At 37.4% G+C, this 15,350-nt stretch carries 21 protein-coding genes, 1 other RNA gene and 1 other annotated feature; all 22 genes read left to right on the forward strand.

Annotated features, from left to right (window positions below; genetic code table 11):
* The 22 genes from pstC to H3R29_RS05740 all read left to right on the forward strand — a co-directional run bounded on the left by pstC (position 1) and on the right by H3R29_RS05740 (position 15,341).
* On the forward strand, positions 1–993 hold the full coding sequence (gene pstC / locus H3R29_RS05635) for a phosphate ABC transporter permease subunit PstC (protein ID WP_046325282.1): 993 nt from the start codon (positions 1–3) through the stop codon (positions 991–993).
* A 7-nt stretch (positions 994–1,000) separates the two neighbouring features.
* Positions 1,001–1,894, forward strand: a complete 894-nt coding sequence (gene pstA, locus H3R29_RS05640) for a phosphate ABC transporter permease PstA (RefSeq protein ID WP_046325281.1) — start codon at positions 1,001–1,003, stop codon at positions 1,892–1,894.
* Positions 1,895–1,904: 10 nt separating this feature from the next.
* Complete coding sequence (pstB, locus tag H3R29_RS05645) at positions 1,905–2,705, forward strand: phosphate ABC transporter ATP-binding protein PstB (RefSeq protein ID WP_046325280.1); 801 nt, start codon at positions 1,905–1,907, stop codon at positions 2,703–2,705.
* 14 nt (positions 2,706–2,719) lie between these two features.
* Complete coding sequence (gene pstB / locus H3R29_RS05650) at positions 2,720–3,475, forward strand: phosphate ABC transporter ATP-binding protein PstB (protein WP_046325279.1); 756 nt, start codon at positions 2,720–2,722, stop codon at positions 3,473–3,475.
* A gap of 15 nt (positions 3,476–3,490) precedes the next feature.
* On the forward strand, positions 3,491–4,165 hold the full coding sequence (gene phoU / locus H3R29_RS05655; RefSeq protein WP_174794972.1) for a phosphate signaling complex protein PhoU: 675 nt from the start codon (positions 3,491–3,493) through the stop codon (positions 4,163–4,165).
* A gap of 33 nt (positions 4,166–4,198) precedes the next feature.
* Positions 4,199–4,322, forward strand: a sequence feature (ribosomal protein L10 leader region).
* Between the two features lie 38 nt (positions 4,323–4,360).
* Entirely contained in the window at positions 4,361–4,870 is a 510-nt protein-coding gene (gene rplJ / locus H3R29_RS05660; protein ID WP_046325277.1) for a 50S ribosomal protein L10, read from the forward strand.
* A 43-nt stretch (positions 4,871–4,913) separates the two neighbouring features.
* Positions 4,914–5,279 (forward strand): 50S ribosomal protein L7/L12, encoded by a 366-nt coding sequence (rplL, locus tag H3R29_RS05665; protein ID WP_046325276.1) that lies wholly within the window; start codon positions 4,914–4,916, stop codon positions 5,277–5,279.
* 212 nt (positions 5,280–5,491) lie between these two features.
* On the forward strand, positions 5,492–6,421 hold the full coding sequence (locus tag H3R29_RS05670) for an SLAP domain-containing protein (RefSeq protein WP_198202680.1): 930 nt from the start codon (positions 5,492–5,494) through the stop codon (positions 6,419–6,421).
* A 154-nt stretch (positions 6,422–6,575) separates the two neighbouring features.
* Positions 6,576–7,196 carry a class I SAM-dependent methyltransferase gene (locus H3R29_RS05675; RefSeq protein ID WP_198202679.1) on the forward strand — a complete coding sequence of 207 codons (621 nt, stop codon included), beginning with the start codon at positions 6,576–6,578 and terminating at the stop codon, positions 7,194–7,196.
* Positions 7,196–7,705, forward strand: a complete 510-nt coding sequence (gene tadA, locus H3R29_RS05680) for a tRNA adenosine(34) deaminase TadA (protein ID WP_232352230.1) — start codon at positions 7,196–7,198, stop codon at positions 7,703–7,705. The genes H3R29_RS05675 and tadA overlap by 1 nt, the downstream gene beginning before the upstream one ends.
* A 27-nt stretch (positions 7,706–7,732) precedes the next feature.
* Positions 7,733–7,830: signal recognition particle sRNA small type (gene ffs, locus H3R29_RS05685), an RNA gene on the forward strand.
* A 54-nt stretch (positions 7,831–7,884) separates the two neighbouring features.
* Positions 7,885–9,690 carry a DNA polymerase III subunit gamma/tau gene (gene dnaX, locus H3R29_RS05690; RefSeq protein ID WP_198202678.1) on the forward strand — a complete coding sequence of 602 codons (1,806 nt, stop codon included), beginning with the start codon at positions 7,885–7,887 and terminating at the stop codon, positions 9,688–9,690.
* A 19-nt stretch (positions 9,691–9,709) separates the two neighbouring features.
* A complete protein-coding gene (locus H3R29_RS05695; protein ID WP_046325272.1) occupies positions 9,710–10,039 on the forward strand; it encodes a YbaB/EbfC family nucleoid-associated protein in 330 nt (109 codons plus the stop codon).
* The gene (gene recR, locus H3R29_RS05700; protein ID WP_046325271.1) at positions 10,040–10,639 is read left to right on the forward strand and encodes a recombination mediator RecR; all 600 of its coding nucleotides are present in this window, start codon (positions 10,040–10,042) and stop codon (positions 10,637–10,639) included. It begins immediately after the preceding gene.
* The gene (locus H3R29_RS05705; RefSeq protein ID WP_046325270.1) at positions 10,639–10,869 is read left to right on the forward strand and encodes a YaaL family protein; all 231 of its coding nucleotides are present in this window, start codon (positions 10,639–10,641) and stop codon (positions 10,867–10,869) included. Before recR ends, H3R29_RS05705 begins: the two co-directional genes overlap by 1 nt.
* A 103-nt stretch (positions 10,870–10,972) precedes the next feature.
* A complete protein-coding gene (gene tmk, locus H3R29_RS05710; RefSeq protein ID WP_046325269.1) occupies positions 10,973–11,620 on the forward strand; it encodes a dTMP kinase in 648 nt (215 codons plus the stop codon).
* A gap of 5 nt (positions 11,621–11,625) precedes the next feature.
* Positions 11,626–11,949 (forward strand): cyclic-di-AMP receptor, encoded by a 324-nt coding sequence (locus H3R29_RS05715; protein WP_046325268.1) that lies wholly within the window; start codon positions 11,626–11,628, stop codon positions 11,947–11,949.
* Positions 11,949–12,809 (forward strand): DNA polymerase III subunit delta, encoded by an 861-nt coding sequence (locus H3R29_RS05720; protein ID WP_198202677.1) that lies wholly within the window; start codon positions 11,949–11,951, stop codon positions 12,807–12,809. The genes H3R29_RS05715 and H3R29_RS05720 overlap by 1 nt, the downstream gene beginning before the upstream one ends.
* Positions 12,810–12,818: 9 nt before the next feature.
* Entirely contained in the window at positions 12,819–13,154 is a 336-nt protein-coding gene (gene yabA, locus H3R29_RS05725; RefSeq protein ID WP_034980509.1) for a DNA replication initiation control protein YabA, read from the forward strand.
* A 12-nt stretch (positions 13,155–13,166) separates the two neighbouring features.
* Positions 13,167–14,021 carry a 16S rRNA (cytidine(1402)-2'-O)-methyltransferase gene (gene rsmI / locus H3R29_RS05730; RefSeq protein ID WP_046325266.1) on the forward strand — a complete coding sequence of 285 codons (855 nt, stop codon included), beginning with the start codon at positions 13,167–13,169 and terminating at the stop codon, positions 14,019–14,021.
* A gap of 8 nt (positions 14,022–14,029) precedes the next feature.
* On the forward strand, positions 14,030–14,767 hold the full coding sequence (locus H3R29_RS05735) for an acyl-[acyl-carrier-protein] thioesterase (protein ID WP_198202676.1): 738 nt from the start codon (positions 14,030–14,032) through the stop codon (positions 14,765–14,767).
* Between the two features lie 55 nt (positions 14,768–14,822).
* Positions 14,823–15,341 (forward strand): folate family ECF transporter S component, encoded by a 519-nt coding sequence (locus H3R29_RS05740; protein WP_198202675.1) that lies wholly within the window; start codon positions 14,823–14,825, stop codon positions 15,339–15,341.
* Positions 15,342–15,350 lie beyond the last annotated feature (9 nt).

Raw genomic sequence — 15,350 nt, forward strand, 5'->3', positions numbered from 1 at the left:
ATGGCAAAAAAAGAACAAGACTTACAGCAAGTGGTTGAAAATGCAATTGCCGAACAAAAAGTACCTCACGTTAAGTTTAAAGGCATTGATCCTAAAAATATTGATGTTGATCGTCTGACCAAGCCATCAAAAGAGACCCGACAAGAGTGGTGGGGCAGAGGACTAACATTTTTAGCAATTATCTTAATTGGCATACTAATTATTGCAATTATTGGCTTTGTTGGGATGCATGGCTTGGCCACTTTCATTGATAATAAGGTAAATATCTTTCATTTTCTTTTTTCTACTGACTGGAATCCCGGTGCTGGTAAGAACCACGTTGGGGCAGCAGCAATGATTGTAACTTCGTTTGCAGTAACTCTACTTGCAGCGCTAATTGCGACACCTTTTTCCATTGCCGTAGCACTATTTATGACTGAATATGAATCAGGCAAAAGGGTGCAACTATTGCAATCGGTAATGGAGTTATTAGTAGGAATACCATCCGTAGTTTACGGCTTTATTGGTTTAATGGTAGTGGTTCCGGCTGTCAGAACTATTTTTGGCGGAACAGGTTTTGGTATTTTAACAGCAACATTAATACTTTTTGTAATGGTTTTGCCGACAATTACTTCTCTAACTGTTGATGCGTTTAAAGCGATTCCTAAGGATTTGCGTAAATCTTCCTCTGCATTGGGCGCGACAAAATGGCAGACTATATATCACGTTGTTTTAAGGGCTGCGCGTTCCCGTATTATGACAGCTATTATCTTTGGTATGGCTCGTGCTTTTGGGGAGGCCCTGGCTGTTCAAATGGCAATCGGAAATGCGGTTCTAATGCCTTATAACTTGGTAAGTCCGGCAGCTACTTTAACAAGTCAATTGACTAGTCAAATGGGTAATACTGTTATGGGGACTTTACCTAATAATGCGTTATGGTCATTGGCACTTTTACTGTTAATTATGTCATTGGTGTTCAATTTCTTAGTACATTTAATTGGAAAGAAGAGTTAGTAGTATTATGAATGCAAAAAAAACAAATCGAATTGCTACTGGCGTAATTTACTTTTTAGTGGGAATTGTTATATTGCTTTTGGTGGGAATTTTAGGTAATATTTTGGTTTCCGGAATCCCACACTTATCTTGGCATTTCTTAAGTTCAGCCTCATCATCCTTTGAAGCAGGCGGCGGAATTAGAGACCAACTGTTTAATTCTCTCTACCTTTTACTTCTAACTTTGATTATTTCCCTGCCAATCGCTCTGGGAGCTGCTATTTATTTAGCTGAATACGCCCCAGACAACTGGTTTACGCAATTGATTAGAACTACTATCGAAATTTTGAGTTCATTACCATCAATTGTTGTTGGTCTTTTTGGCTATCTGCTATTTGTAGTTCAATTTGGCTTGGGCTTTTCCATCCTTGCTGGTGCTTTAGCACTAACTTTTTTCAATTTACCTACTTTGACCAGTAATATCGAAGAAGCAATTAAAGGTGTTCCTCAGACGCAAAGAGAAGCCGGCTGGGCTTTGGGGCTATCAAATTGGAAAACTATTCACGGTATTGTTTTACCAGCTGCCCTTCCTGGAATAATTACTGGCGTGATTTTGAGCGCCGGAAGAGTTTTTGGCGAAGCTGCTGCTTTAATTTACACCGCTGGGCAGAGCGGCTCTACCGTAGATTATTCAAACTGGAATATGTTTAGTCCTACTAGTTTTTTAAATATTATGCGTCCCGCTGAGACATTAGCTGTACACATTTGGAAAGTAAATACTGAAGGTATTATTCCTGATGTTAACGTGGTGTCTGCTGCGACTTCAGCGCTGTTAGTAATTGTGGTTATCATCTTTAACTTTGGTGCACGTGCACTTGGCAACTGGATCTATAAACGGCTAACCGCTGCCAAGATAAAGTAGGAGGGTTCTTATGGAAAATTGGCAAAATCAAAAAAGCTACATTAAGACCTTTGCTGAGGATGAGTGTGCAATATCAACGAAAAATTTGAGTGTTTTCTATGGTGGTACTGTCCAGAAGTTGTTTGATGTCAGCTTGGGCTTTAAGAAAAATACAATTACTGCTTTAATTGGAGCTTCTGGATCAGGAAAATCAACTTTCTTGCGCTCACTTAATCGTATGAATGATCGGGTAGCCCGGGTTGATGGCAGCATTATGTTTCATAATCTTGATGTTAACCAAAGTAAAATTAATGTCTATGAATTGCGTAAAGCTATCGGTATGGTTTTTCAAAAACCAAATCCTTTTCCTAAATCGATTAGAGAAAATATCACTTATGCTTTGAAAGCTAACGGTCAACAGAACAAAAAGAAACTAGATCAGATAGTTGAGGAAAGTCTTAGAGCTGCAGCTTTGTGGGATGAAGTCAAAGATAAGCTAGATCAGAGTGCTCTAGCTCTTTCTGGGGGTCAGCAGCAAAGACTGTGTATTGCTCGAGCCATTGCTTTAAAACCAGAAATTTTACTTCTAGATGAACCGGCCAGTGCCTTGGATCCGGTGTCTACTGCCAAGCTTGAAGATACGCTGAAGCAACTGCGCAAAAAATATACCATGGTTATGGTAACTCACAATATGCAGCAGGCTTCAAGAATTAGTGAGTATACAGCATTCTTTCATCTGGGACATGCGCTAGAATATGATACTACAACCAATATTTTTACTAATCCTCAAGGTGAAATCACTGAAAAGTACATTCAAGGTAGTTTTGGATAAAGGTGGCGTTATTAATGACAAATGTAATGGAGGCAAAAAATGTTAAACTTAAATACGGCAATTTTGAAGCCTTACATGGAATTAGTTTAGCATTTCCTGCCCAAAAATTGACCGCCTTGATCGGGCCTTCTGGTTGCGGCAAATCAACCTTCTTGCGTTGCCTAAATCGCATGAATGACGATATTGATGATATTAAAATCACCGGTGAAATTTTGTTAGAAGGTAAAGATATCTATCATTCTCATATCGACTTAGTTGCTTTACGTAAGAAAGTGGGTATGGTATTCCAGCAACCAACACCGTTTCCGTTTTCAGTTTTTGATAACGTCGCTTACGGCTTGCGTATAGCTGGGGTCAAAGATAAGGAACTGATTGAGCAGAGAGTTGAAGAAAGTTTAAAGCAAGCTGCAATTTGGAACGAAACAAAAGATAGCCTGCAGCGCAATGCCCTTGCTTTTTCAGGAGGACAACAACAACGTATCTGCATAGCCCGGGCGCTGGCAATTAGGCCGGAAGTGGTTTTGCTTGATGAACCAACTTCTGCTTTAGACCCAATATCAAGTTCTGAAATTGAAGAAACGTTAATGGCATTAAAGCAAAAATATACTTTCATCATGGTGACACACAACTTGCAACAAGCGAGTCGGGTTTCAGACCAAGTAGCTTTTCTAATGAATGGTGAGTTGATCGAATCTGGTTCGACACAGGAAATGTTCTTGTCACCTAAGAAAGAAATGACAAACAATTATCTTAATGGCCGTTTTGGCTAAATTTGGAGGTGGATTATGCACGAAATATTTTTAGACGAATTGAAGAAATTGAATGCTCGGTTTATGGAGATGGGAGTTTTAGTTAATGACCTGATCGATAGAGGTACGCGTTCTTTCGTCGAACATGATAAAAAAGCAGCGCAACAAATGATTGCGGAAGATAAGGAAGTTGCCAAAGAGGCTGTTAAAATAGAAAAAAAGGCTTTGGAACTAATGGCTTTACAGCAGCCGGTTGCGACTGACTTCCGAGTTGTTATCAGCATTTTAAAAGCTACAACAGACTTAGAAAGAATAGGAGAAAATGCTAATAGCATTGCTATTGAAACTGTCAGAGTTAAAGGTAATCCACGTCTGCCAGATGTTGAAAAGATAATTTCCAACATGACTCATCAGGTGCGCGAGATGCTGGTACAAGTATTAACGGCTTATGTTCAGGAAAATGAAAATGATGCCAGACAAATGGTACTTGGTCATGCCAAAGTTTATAAGGATTATAAAAACGCCAGACAAATGATTATAGACGGAGTTGAACAAGAACCTGATGCTGCAGTGGCTTCTGCCAGCTATTTTGTCATTATTAGATTACTTGAAAGAATTAGCGATCACATTGTGAACTTGGCGAGTTGGGTAATTTATAAAACTTCGGGTGAATTATTCGAATTAATTAAGCCTGATCCGAAAGAAAAATAATTAACTTGCATTTAGAATATAATCCTGTTATATTTAATAAAGTAAATTCTACCTAAGACTCGGGTGGCATGACGCCTTAATTTCCCGCCGAGGCCAGAAGATAATGAAGAGTTTGAAGCTCCATGTCTTTCTTGGCATGGAGTTTTTATTTGGGCCTGATGGAATTTATTATTAATTTGATGGAGGTGAAATCGAGTGAGTAAAGCTGCTATTGCTGAAAAAGAGAAGTTCGTTGACGCGTTTGCTGAAGAACTTAAAGCTGCAAAAGCAATCTTGGTAATTGATTACCTTGGCTTAACTGTTGAAGAAGTTACTAACATGCGTAAGGAACTTCGTGAAAACGACGTTAACATGAAGGTTGTTAAGAATACTTACTTAAGACGTGCTGCTGCTAAGGCTGGTATTGAAGGCCTTGAAGAGACTTTTGTTGGTCCTACTGCTGTAATTTATACTGATAATGCTGAAGATATTACTGAACCAGCACGTATTGTTTCTAAGTACGAAGATAATTATGATGTTATCGACATTAAGGGTGGTATGCTAGAAGGCAAATTGACTTCTAAAGAAGAAATCAAAGAGCTTGCTGCCATTCCTGGACGCGAAGGTTTACTGTCAATGCTTGTTTCTGTATTACAAGCTCCAGTACGCAATTTCGCATATGCTGTTAAAGCTGTTGCTGATTCAAAAGATGAATCTGCAGAATAAATAATGTAATTTATATCTAAAAATTTTGGAGGATAAAATAAGTATGGCTTTAGATACTGATAAGATTATTGAAGACTTAAAAGGTGCTTCAATTCTTGAATTAAATGACCTAGTAAAGGCTATTGAAGATGAATTTGGTGTTTCTGCTGCTGCTCCAGTTGCTGCTGCAGGTGCTGCTGGTGGCGAAGCTGCTGCTAAGACATCATTTGATGTTGAATTGACAGAAGCTGGCCAAGAAAAGGTTAAGGTTATTAAGGCTGTCCGTGATATTACTGGACTTGGCCTTAAGGACTCAAAAGATCTTGTTGATGGCGCTCCTAAGAACGTTAAGGAAGGCGTTTCTGAAGACGAAGCTAATGACATTAAATCTAAGCTTGAAGAAGTTGGCGCTACAGTTACAGTTAAATAATTGTAGTCTAGCTAACCAAGCTAATAAAGGACGTATTTGCGATAAGCAGGTACGTCCTTTTTATATTACTTAATGTATTAGTTTTACAATACATCTAAATTATATAACCACATTTATCACCTTATAAAATAATAAAAAAGATAGTTATTTAATTATAAAATGGTTAGTGCTATTATTGATTTAAAATGTACAAAAAATAGAAGGAGAAGTAAATGAAAAAGATTAATTATCATAAACTTGTGGCTGCAGCAGTAGCAATCACAAGTATTGCAAGTGGGTTATTTGTTGATTCAAGGATTACTGCAGCTAAGTCAGTTTCAGGCAGTATCGTCTTGAAAGCGCCAGCAGTAAAAAGGGTGAAGGTCAAAAGAAAAGCAAATCTATATAACAATAAAGGGCGCAAGTTAAAGAAAAAAGTTTTGAAAAAAGGCAGAAAATTAACTGTTATTAAAAAAGCCACCAAAATAAGAGGTAAGAAGTTTTATTTTGTGACTAAAAATGAGCTGATTTTGGCCAAAGATGTTACTACTTTAAAAGCGAAAGCTAAAAAACCACAAAAGTTGCCGGCAAATCCGACAAACCCTTCCGCTACCCAAGATAAAGTAACACCACCAAATTCGACCAATACGAATACAACTCAGACTGCTAAAAAGAACGCAAAAATTGAAAGTTTTTCTCTTAGTGAATTTAGACAAGAATTTTTAAAAAAATTGAATGAAGAAAGAGCTCAACGTGGACTTAATGCTGTTAGTGAAGATGCTAATCTTGATGAAGTAGTTCAAAATAGAACAAAATTATTGCCTGATAATTTTGCACATGTTGATGCCGCTGGCAATTTCATTTTGAATGATTTCTTTAATAAAGCAGGAGTCAAGCGTCACAGTACAGCGGAATGCTTAGCAATGTTTCCTTGGGGTGTAGACGTGAACCACTCAGACAATAGTTTGCTTGATGCTACGAAAAACGCAAGCAGTGCATTAGTTGCTGACAATATGATTTACGAATATATCTATAATGATGCTGAATCTAATTGGGGTCACCGTGACATTTTACTCGATCCGAGTGCCAAAACAATTGGTCTGGGTGCAATAGCAGAAAATGAAAGCGAGCAGATATATTCTTCAGTTGGTGTAATTTATTAATTACTAAACTTAAATAAAAGTTTTAATTATAAAAATAATAAATCTAATTATGTTTTGAAATAGGTTTCTAACATAGTTAGATTTTTATTTTGTTTGCAAAAATACTATTGTCCGCTAAAATTAATTAGATAAGGTTTTAAGAAATGAGCAAATTATGACTGATAAAGAAAATCAAATGTATTTCACTGAAAATCCTACTTCCGCGCATAATGAACGTGTCATTGACTATCAAGTTAATGGGATTGATCTTAAATTTACTACTGATGCAGGAGTTTTTTCAAAAACGCGCATAGATTACGGTTCAGGTGTCTTAATTAAAGAAATGGCAAACATTGTTTTCCCTCAAAATAACATTCTGGATGTCGGAACTGGTTATGGTCCTATTGGACTGTTTGCAGCCAAATTTTGGCCCGATCAAACTGTAGATATGGTTGATATTAACGAGCGAGGACTGGTTCTGGCAAAAGAAAACGCTGCAGTTAATGGAATAAAAAATGTCAATATTTATAAGTCAGATGTTTACGAAAATGTTTCTGACGAACCAAAATTTGGTTTAATTGTGACTAATCCGCCTATTCGAGCAGGAAAGAGCGTTATTTCTAATATCTTAAATGGTGCCAAGAGCCACCTTATCCAAAATGGCGTTTTGTTAGCCGTAATTCAGAAGAAGCAGGGAGAACCCAGTGCGCGCAAATTGCTAATTAAAACTTTTGGCAACTGTGTGATATTAAAAAGAGATAAAGGTTACTATGTATTGCAGGCGGTGAATAGGTAATGCCATTTTCAAGCGCTGACAAAAAGAATTTTATGCAACTAGCTTTTAAACAGGCCGAAAAAGCGCAAAGCTTGGGGGAAGTTCCAATTGGCGCCGTAATAATTGCGCCAGATGGGCAAGTTATTGGAGAAGGGTTTAACCGGCGAGAATTAGACCAAGACGCGACGCAACATGCCGAAATGATTGCAATCAGGCAAGCTTGTTCAAAGCTTGGTACCTGGCGTTTAATTGACTGTAGTCTTTTTGTCACCTTAGAACCTTGTCCAATGTGTGCGGGTGCAATTATTAATTCCCGCATTAAAAATGTCTTTTTTGGGGCACTTGATCCTAAAGCTGGTGCAGCTGGCAGCGTGGTTAACCTTTTTGAAATAGCTAAATTTAACCACCATCCCCATGTAATTCGTGGACTATATCGTGAAGAAGCCAGTCAAATGCTGAAAAGCTTTTTCAAAGAGATCAGACAAAAGCAGAAAGCAGCAAAAGACTCTGGTAAAAATTTCGCAAATTAGTGGAAAAATACTGTAAAATAAGGTAATATATCTTATGGGCAATGTTTGACCTCCAAAGCGTGTCAGGACCGGAAGGTAGCAGCACTAAGGTTGCTCGGGCATGTGCCTTTTATTAGATAATTACAAACTCTTAACTCTTTCGCAAGAGTTAAGAGTTTTTTACTAGGGAAGACTGATCAATGGCTTATCAAGCGTTATACCGCAAATGGAGACCGCGCACTTTTGCTAGTGTGATTGGTCAAAATGATATTACGGATACTTTGAAAAATGCAATTAAGCGCGGTACAATCTCCCATTCCTTTTTATTTGCTGGGCCACGTGGTACTGGGAAAACTTCCTGTGCCAAGATCTTTGCTAAAGCTTTGAATTGTACCAACCTGCAAAGCGGTGAACCATGTAATAAATGTGCTAATTGCCTGGCAGCTGATAAAGGTGCAATGGCGGATATTATGGAGATTGATGCGGCTTCCAATAATGGTGTTGATGAAATACGCGACATCAGAGATAAAGTAAAATACGCACCAACTCAAGGTAAATACAAAGTATATATCATTGATGAAGTCCATATGTTGTCAATGGGTGCATTCAATGCTTTGCTTAAAACATTAGAAGAACCGCCAGAGCACGTTGTTTTCATCTTAGCTACTACCGAACTGCAAAAAGTGCCGGCAACAATAATATCAAGAACTCAGCGTTACAATTTCAAACGTATCTCTCAAGCTGACCTAGAAAAGCGAATGAAGTATATACTGGAGCAAGAAAAGATCAGTTATGAAGATAAGGCTTTGGCTGTGATTGCTCAGGTAGCTGATGGTGGTATGCGGGATGCTTTGAGTATCTTAGACCAACTGTTGAGTTTTGACAAAAACAAAGTTGAGTATGATTCGGCTCTTGAAATAACTGGATTTGCCGCTAAAGAAAAAATTGAACAGATTTTATTAGCTATATTGAATGAGGATGCAACTAAAGCATTATCTTTAGCACAAACCGAACTTGCTAATGGTGCTAGTACGAAAAATATTTTAGATGAACTTATTGAAATGGCGACTAATGCCTTAATGGTTATTAAAACCAATGACAGTAGCCAAAATTTCTTTCTAAGCGACGACTTTGTTGATCAGATTAAAGAAGTTGCTCCTGAACGCTATTTTCAATTGATTACTGCGGCTAATACCGCATTAAATGATTTACGTTATACTAATCAGCAGCAAATTCCGCTAGAAGTATTTGTAGTTGAATGTGCTGGGAAAAAGGCTAGTACGGCGGACTCTAAGAATGTTATATCAGGGTCTACCAATTCTCAAAATGCTGACCTGGATTTGACGAAAGAAATAGCAGCATTAAAGAAGCAAGTTACGGCTTTAACCAAAAAAGTTGCCAGTTTAAGTAAAAAACAAACTAGGAACAGCGATCAGATTTTTCATCTTGACAATGCTGCAGCCGACCGATTTGATAAAAACAATGGCAAAGGTTCTAAAATAATGTCTGCCGCAAAACCTAAAAAAGCAAATAAAAACCGAAAAAAGGCCAATCAACAAAATCGTAAGCAAGTTTACCATGTGTTAGAAAATGCCACGAAGGATGACCTCACCGCTATCAAAAATGTTTGGCCCGATTTGCAATCTGTTTTGGGTGTTTCGCAAAGAGCTTTGTTAGATGTACTTGAGCCGGTTGCTGCTAGTGCGAATCAAGTAGTAATGAAATGTAAATACACCCTTTGGTTTGAAAAAGCTAGTGAAGATGGCAATTTATTAGATATTTTGACTGAAGAAATTGCTAAATTTACTAAGCATAGTTATGAAATAGTGCTAGTACCTGATGAAGATTGGGCCACAGTACGTAAAGAATTTATACAGAAACATGGTAAAGAATTACTTGATAAGCAAAAGCAAAAAGATTCAGAATCAGAACAGGCTGAATCAGATAAGCAGATAGTGGATAAAGCCAAAGAGTTATTTGGTGACACAGTAAATGTTAAAGACTAAAATTTAAGGAGAAAAGATAATGAGTAAAAGACCTAATTTTGGTGCCATGGGCGGTATGAATATGCAACAAATGATGAAACAGGCCAAAAAATTGCAAGAGCAAATGGCTCAGGAACAAGAAAATATTACCGCCCAGGAATTTGTGGGCAAATCTGCAGATGATTTAGTCGTAGCTACTTTTAGTGGTGATCGTAAATTAAAAAATATTACCATTAATAAGGATGCAATCGATCCGGATGATCCAGATATGCTGCAAGATTTAGTTATTGATGCCGTTAACAAAGGTCTGCAAGAAATTGATCAAGCTACGCAGCAAAGTTTAGGCAAGTATACGAAGGGTATGATTTAATTGCAATATCCAGCACCGATTGCGCATTTAATTGATTCTTATATGAAATTACCTGGTATTGGTGAAAAAACAGCAACAAGGCTTGCTTTTTATACTCTTGATATGCCAGATGAAGATGTTCACGGCTTTAGTACAGCACTAACAGAGGTAAAAGAAAAGCTTCATCGCTGTTCTATTTGTGGCAACATTACGGAAAAGGATCCGTGCCTAATCTGCAGTAATCCTGAACGTGATCAGTCGACTATTATGGTGGTTGAACAGCCTAAAGACGTGATGGCTTTTGAAGACATGGGTGAATATAGTGGTCTATATCATGTTCTGCACGGTGTTTTATCACCAATGGATGGTATTGGGCCAGAAGAAATTAATATTAAGTCACTGATTGTTCGCTTGCAAAAACAGGATGATGTCAAAGAGGTTATTTTAGCTTTAAATTCAACTCCCGAAGGTGAATCAACAGCGATGTATATTAGCAAACTAATTAAGCCTGCTGGAATTAAAGTAACCCGCCTGGCTGCTGGTTTGGCTGTCGGTAGTGATATTGAATATGCTAATTCGATTACTTTAAAAAGAGCGGTACAAGGGAGAACTTCAATCTAATGGCTCGTAATAAAGTTAAAAAAATGGGTGACGAATTGCTAATGACCACAATTGAAGATTTGCAGGAGCAGATTGCTGTTCAAAAAAATCTTGATCCAACGACACTTGATATGTCTGAGGATAACGTGGTATCAGGTAAAATTTTAAGAGCAAAATATTCTTTTTTATATAATGAAGCTCGTCATCGTCATACAAGATTTAGTGGTTTTTCTAATGCGATTTCAGACTAAAAAGTCCTTAGTGAAAGGACTTTTTATTTTGCACAAAAATTAAAAGTACGTTGGGGTGTTCATATAAAGAGAACTCTTGTAAAATAGAAACATGGAGAGTTTTATGAAAAGTTATTTTATCAGTTTCGAAGGGCCGGATGGGTCAGGAAAAAGTACAGTTTTAAAGCAAGTTGTAGCTCAAATAGGTCCTAGACTTAAGACACAATATCTAGTAACTAGGGAACCTGGAGGCTCAAAAATTGCAGAAAAAATTCGGCAATTAATTTTGGATCCTGTGAATGAAGAAATGTCCGCTAAAACTGAAGCATTGCTTTATGCAGCGTCTCGCAGCCAACACATGTTTGAAACTGTGATACCGGCTCTTAAAGCTGGTAAGGTAGTTTTCTCTGATCGATTTGTTGATAGTTCACTTGCTTATCAAGGAGCAGGACGAGATTTGGGTATTGCCGCTGTGAAACAGATTAATGATTTTGCCACCAGTAAAATTGAACCTGATCTCACTATTTTTCTCGACGTTAAACCGCAAATTGGCTTAGACAGGATTGCCCAAGAACGAGCTGGTCAAGAAGACCGTTTGGAACAGGAAAAATTAATTTTTCATCAAAAAGTTTACCGGGGCTATCAAGAAGTAAATCAAGCTTATCCTAAAAGAATAGTGGTAGTTAATGCAAATAAACCACTCAATTTGGTTGTAGAGGATTGTGTTAAAATAATTGCAAACCGATTACCAGCAGATTTGTTAAAGGACTGATTAAGATGAAATTAATAGTTGCAATTGTTCAAAAAGAAGATGCTAACCGTTTGCAGCGTACCTTTGTTAAAGAGAGTATTCGCGCAACTAAACTTGCTACAACAGGTGGATTTCTTAGTGAAGGTAATACGACCTTTCTTATCGGTATAGATGATAAGCATGTTAAACAAGTTTTGCGTATTATCAAGGATGAATCCAAATCACGTGAAGAATATATGAATCCGAATATGGTAATGACAGGCTTTGATATTAGTAGTCAACCGATAAAAATTACAGTTGGTGGGGCTACTTGCTTTGTCTTGCCTGTTGAAGAATTTAAGCAATTCTAATGTCTGTCAATATTAAGGAAGCGGGCCAGAAGCAAACTGAATTTTTGCGTCAGGCATTTGAACAAAATAAACTGGCCCACAGTTACTTATTCGTTGATGCTAATGAAATTCAGGCTTTAAATACAGCCTATTGGTTAGCCTGTCTTTTTAATTGTAGTGGTAGTAAAAAACCAGATGGTACTTGTCAAAACTGCCGGCAGATTATTTCAGGCAATCACCCGGATGTTTTGCTGGTAAAGCCCGAAGGCAAGCAAACTTTGGGCATCGATCAAGTACGCATTTTAAAAGAAGAATTGGCTAAAAGTCCGGTTCAAAGCAGTGTCCGTTTCTTTTTTATTAATGAAGCACAAAAGTTAACTTTGCCTGCAGCTAATGCTTTGCTTAATTTACTAGAAGAGCCTATTGCACCTGTCGTTACAATTTTAATCACCAATAATACTGATCAAATTTTGCCAACAATTCGGTCACGTACTCAGATTATTAATTTTGCGAATAATGACAAAGAGAATGGTAAAAGTGCGGAATTATTAGCAAATGGCTTCAGTCCTAGTGAAGTTAGCGAGCTGGAAGATACAACTAAATTAGATAAAGATACTAAATATTTTTACCAAGAGATGATTGAGCACAACTCATTATCACTTGTCAGCGCGCACCAGTTGGCAGAAATAGCAAGAAGCAAAAGTGAACAAAATTATATTCTCTTTTTACTTAAGAAATGGGCACAAGAGGATTTAGACAATAATCATCAAGATGATGGAGCAAGAATGCTAAAGTATTTGCTTGAAATTGATAAGATGCAGTACAGCAATGTTAGTTTTCGTAATTTACTTGATTTTCTTGCTTTGCAGTGGAAACGGTAGGTGTTCGTGGTGGATTCATATTCAAAGTTGGAGCAGCTTCACGATTCGATGGTCAGCATGACCAAAACAATCGAAAGTTTAGAGAATAGTATTTTAGAGACTTTAAAAGAAAATACTGAATTAAAAGTAGAGAATCAATTGCTGCGCGAAAAAATGGACAAAATGAATAATGCCCACAATAGTACCGTAAAAACTCAAAGTGGCCTTGAATCTTTGCGGCAAATTTACAGCTCAGGTTATCATATTTGCAATATGTACTATGGCTCTCACCGTGATCCTAATACAGACTGCATGTTTTGCCTGGATATTCTTGATAATTTCGGTGAAAAAAAGAAGAAACATTAAAGGACTGATCAAATGCAGAGGCAAAGTAGTTATGCCCAAGAAAATGGTAAGCTTTATCTAGTGCCAACTCCGATTGGTAATTTGGAAGACATTACAATTAGAGCAAAAAAAGTTTTACAGGAAGCTGATTATATTGCAGCTGAAGATACCAGAACAAGTGGCATCCTACTTGAAAAAATTGGGGTCCATAATCATATGCTTTCTTTTCATAAGTATAATTCAAAGGAAAGAGCGCCCGAATTGATTAAATTAATGACGAAGGGTGCAGTTATCGCAGAAATTAGTGACGCTGGAATGCCCGTCATTTCTGATCCGGGATATATCTTGGTGCAAGAGTGTATCAAAAATAATATTCCAGTTGTCCCTTTACCAGGTGCTTCCGCCTTTACTACTGCCTTGATTGCCTCTGGCTTTGATGCTCAGCCATTTACTTATTATGGATTTTTACCGCGGAAAAAGAGTGAGCAAAAATCCTTTTTTGAACAAATGAATAAAGCACGCGCAACTTCTGTTTTTTATGAAGCACCACATAGATTGGTTAAAACTCTTAATAATTTGTCCGAAATTCTGGATTCTGAGCGTCAAATTGTTGTCGCCAGAGAACTGACTAAGATTCACGAGGAGTTTGTTCGTGGTACAATCAGTGAAGTAACTACTTATTTTGAGCAAAATGCGCCGAGAGGTGAATTTGTGATTTTGGTTTCACCAAATACCAAGCAAGCTGAAAAATTATCTTGGACTGCACTAATTGCGTTAGTAGAGCAGTTGGTTGCTAAAGGAAAAAGCAAAAAAATGGCAATTAAGGAGATTGCTCAGGAAAATCACGTTTCAAAAAATGAGTTATATGAACGTTATCATCAAAAGTAGGTGAAATTATGAAGTACAGTGAAAAACATATTGTAAATTATTATGAATGTGATGAAAATAAAAATTTAAAATTACCTGCGATGATTGATTTGATGATGAGTGTTTCGGAGCATCAATTAGATTCAGGTAATGGTAGTACTAACGCCTTGACCAAAAGGGGATTAGGTTGGGTCGTGACGCAATATCATATGGAAATTGCCCGCCTGCCCCATCCAAATGAAGAAATTATACTTACAACTGAGCCATTTGGCTATAACCGTTTTTTGGAATATAGAAATTATGTATTTACCGATCAGACTGGAAATGAGTTGATAACAGTAAAAAGTGAATGGGTTTTATTTGATTTAAAGACCCGCAAATTAGTATCAACTGATAAAGAAATGATGGCTGAATTGGGAATACCCCTCTTGAAAAAGCTGCCTCGTTTTCCAAGACTGCGGGTCCAGGAAAATTACGAGAAAAAACGGCAGTATCGCGTACGCTATGATGATTTGGATACCAACCATCACATGACTAATGGTCACTATTTTAATTGGTTTCTTGATACGCTTGACCGCGATTTTTTAAAAAATCATGTCGTCAAGACTATTGATATTAAATTTAATCTTGAGGTCCGTTATGCGCAAACGCCATATGCATGTGTAAACTTAATCAAAGATGGTGGCACTATAAAATCATTTCATGCGATTGCGGATGAAGACAAAAAGGATAAAGCTGTTTGTGAACTAACTTGGCGCAAAGTATAATATAATTATTTTTTGTGTTCTAACATAATTTAATTAAAGAAAGAAAGTGCTCCAAATGACTATTAAAGAAATGTTTAAGGTCGAATTGCGTGATCTTGTACTCTTAGGAATTATTGTCGCAATGAAGATCATTCTTAGTCGTTTTACAGTCGGATCAGCTGTTGTTCATGTAAGTTTGGGCTTTATCGGAAGCGTAATGCTGGGATTCTTATTTGGACCTATATGGGGCAGCGTTGGCGGTGGAATCAGTGATTTGGTTTCATCGGCTTTATTCGGTAATCAAGGGGGCTTTTTTATCGGCTTTACCCTCAGTGCAATGATTGGTCCGTTTATTTATGGCTTGGTATTTTATCAAAAGCCAGTCAAAATTTGGCGCATTATTTTGGCAACTTTATTAGTGACAGTTGTTGTTAATATCGGCTTAAATACACTTTGGGTTCATCTTTTATATGGTATGGACTACTCTGTCGCGCTTATTCAGCGAATTCCGAAGGAAGCTATCACCCCCTGGGTGGAAATGATTGTTAGTTATTTTGTTTTGAACGCAATTTCAAGGGTTAGGATTAACAGGTAATTTTCGAAA

It is taken from the genome of Lactobacillus sp. M0393 (genome assembly GCF_016102025.1).
GTDB classification, from domain to species: Bacteria; Bacillota; Bacilli; order Lactobacillales; family Lactobacillaceae; genus Lactobacillus; species Lactobacillus melliventris.